Here is a 2,180-nt window from a genome sequence, read left to right as displayed (position 1 = left end):
GTCGTGAGGGGCATGACGTGACCAAGCGCCGCTGGTTCCTGCCCGGGACGCCGGATCTCGTCGCCGCCCTGCGCCGTCAGCTCGCGGTGACGGGCGAGGGCGTCGAGGCGTTCCAGGCCTGGGCACGGGATGGGGATCCCGCGGCGGCGGAACGGATCCGGCACGCGGAGATGAGGGGCAACGTCGCCGCCCGGGCGGTCCTGGGCGAAGTGCGGGCGGCGTTCGTCACGCCGCTGGAGCCGGAGGACATCTTCGCGCTGTCGCGCGGCATCGACCGCATCCTCGACTACGTGCACGACGTGGTCGGCGAGGCGACCGTGATGGCCACGCGCCCCGATCCCGGCGTGGTGGAGATGGCCGGCCACCTGCGGGCGGCCGTGTGGTGCCTGGACGCCGCGCTCGCGGCGCTGCACGGGGACGGCGGCGGCGACGACGGGGACGCGGCGACGGCGGCCGCCGACGAGGCCCTGCGGTCGGTGTCGGCACTCGACGCCGCGTACGCCCGGGGGATGGCCGGGCTGCTGACGCTCGAGGACCGGACGGGACGGATCGGGCTCCGCGAGCTCTACCGGCGCTGCGAGCGCATCGGCGACGTCGTCACGGAGGTCGCCGAGCGGGTGGTCTACGCAGTCGTCAAGCAGAGCTGAGCGGCGGGCTCACGCGTCGCGCCGGCCGGAGGCGACGAGCACCGTTCCCGTCAGCGCGAGACCGTCGCCGTCGTCCTGGGCGGCGGCCCGTCCGGCGGCGAGCGAGCGCTCGCGGATCGCCTGGCGGACGTCGGGCTCCATCGCCGCGAGCGCCACGGTGAGCGGGCCCGCGAGCGACGTGACGCGCTCCCACCAGTCGTCGAGCGACGTGACGCGCATCGGGGCATCCATGGTGGTCACCCGGACGTCCTGCAGCCCGCCCTCGCCCATGGCCGCGGCCAGCCCGCCGGCGTCCTGCAGCGAGAACGGCCCGGGGACCTCAGGCGGGGGGAACTCGATGTCGAACTGCCGGCCGACCTCGTCGAGGATCAGGCCGAGCCACGCGTTCTGGCTGCGAGGGCCCCACGTCATCGCCGCGTACCGGCCGTCCGGACGCAGGACCCGTGCGGCTTCGCGGACGGCCGTCGCGGGCTCCGGGGCGAACATCAGGCCCAGCCGGCTGATGATCGCGTCGGCACTGGCGTCCGGCCGGTCGATCGCCAGCTGGTCGAACACCGCTGTCGTCACGTTCGGGTGCGCCGCGGCACGCCTCGCCGCGGCGGCGACCATGTCGGGCGCGACGTCGGCCAGCAGGACGCTGCCGGTCGCGCCGATCCGCTCCGCGGCCGCCAGGCCCGCGCCGCCGGGGCCGCACGCCAGCTCGATCACCGTGTCTCCGGACGTCACGGCCGCCTCGTCGAGCAGGAGCTGCGTGGCGTCCTGCAGTTGCGCGTCGACGAACTGGGCGTTGCGCTCCCAGCTCGCAGCGACGCCGTCCCAGATGTCCGACATGCACCGAGCATGCCACCGTGCCCGCGCGCCGTCCAGGGGTCGGGGGTGCCGCGGGTTCACCAACGGGACAAACGATGCCCGCTCGGTTCATCCCTGTGGCCAAAGACCCGGCGGGACGGGCGGGTGAGGGTGTGCGGCGCGTCACACGCAGGGTCAACCACGCAGGGAGAACCACATGAAACTGGTGATCGGGATCGTCCGTCCCGAGAAGACGAACGACGTCCTCACCGCGCTCTATCGCGCCGACGTCCGCGGCCTCACGATGAGCCGGGTCCAGGGGCACGGCGGCGAGGTCGAGCGGGTCGAGACGTATCGCGGCACGACGGTCCAGATGGGCATGGCCGACAAGACGCGGTTCGAGATCGCCGTCTCGGACGAGTTCGTCGAGCCCACGATCTCGGCGCTCCGTCAAGGCGCCCTGACGGGGGAGGTCGGCGACGGCAAGATCTTCGTGGTCCCGCTGGAGCAGGTCGTGCGTATCCGCAGCGGGGAGTCCGACGTCGCGGCGGTCACGCCGACCAAGGAGGGGTGACCGTGGCTCCCGGAGTGGACACGGGCGACACCGCCTGGATGCTCGTCGCGACGGCGCTGGTGCTGCTCATGACGCCGGCGCTGGCGCTGTTCTACGCGGGCCTCGTCCGCGCCAAGAACACCCTCAACACCTTCATGATGTGCGTGGCCGCCCTCGCTGTCGCGACGATC

At 73.4% G+C, this 2,180-nt stretch carries 3 protein-coding genes and 1 pseudogene; 3 read left to right on the top strand and 1 reads right to left on the bottom strand.

Going from position 1 to position 2,180, the window contains the following annotated elements; translation table 11 throughout:
- A partial coding sequence (locus ABYE80_RS20140; RefSeq protein ID WP_372792125.1) for a DUF47 domain-containing protein occupies positions 1–647 on the top strand: 647 nt, incomplete at its 5' end.
- Positions 648–656: 9 nt separating this feature from the next.
- On the opposite strand, the gene ABYE80_RS20135 is transcribed toward ABYE80_RS20140, so the two are convergent.
- Positions 657–1,478: a class I SAM-dependent methyltransferase gene (locus ABYE80_RS20135; protein WP_372792123.1), complete on the bottom strand. Its 822-nt coding sequence runs from the start codon at positions 1,476–1,478 to the stop codon at positions 657–659.
- 175 nt (positions 1,479–1,653) lie between these two features.
- On the opposite strand from ABYE80_RS20135, the gene ABYE80_RS20130 reads away from it, so the two are divergent.
- Together ABYE80_RS20130 and ABYE80_RS20125 are read left to right on the top strand one after the other, a co-directional pair.
- Positions 1,654–2,010: a P-II family nitrogen regulator gene (locus ABYE80_RS20130; RefSeq protein WP_372792121.1), complete on the top strand. Its 357-nt coding sequence runs from the start codon at positions 1,654–1,656 to the stop codon at positions 2,008–2,010.
- Positions 2,011–2,048: 38 nt separating this feature from the next.
- Positions 2,049–2,180, top strand: a pseudogene (locus ABYE80_RS20125) (ammonia channel protein); the annotation flags it as partial.

It is taken from the genome of Paraconexibacter sp. (genome assembly GCF_041602235.1).
Lineage (GTDB): Bacteria > Actinomycetota > Thermoleophilia > Solirubrobacterales > Solirubrobacteraceae > Paraconexibacter.
The sequence above is the reverse complement of the archived record's forward strand: the minus strand, read 5'-3'. Positions and strand labels throughout refer to the sequence as shown.

What these genes read in the sequence shown, in the direction of transcription:
- ABYE80_RS20130 (WP_372792121.1), top strand. Translation starts at nt 1,654, where the DNA reads ATGAAACTGGTGATCGGGATCGTCCGTCCCGAGAAGACGAACGACGTC.
- ABYE80_RS20135 (WP_372792123.1), bottom strand. Translation starts at nt 1,478, where the DNA reads ATGTCGGACATCTGGGACGGCGTCGCTGCGAGCTGGGAGCGCAACGCC.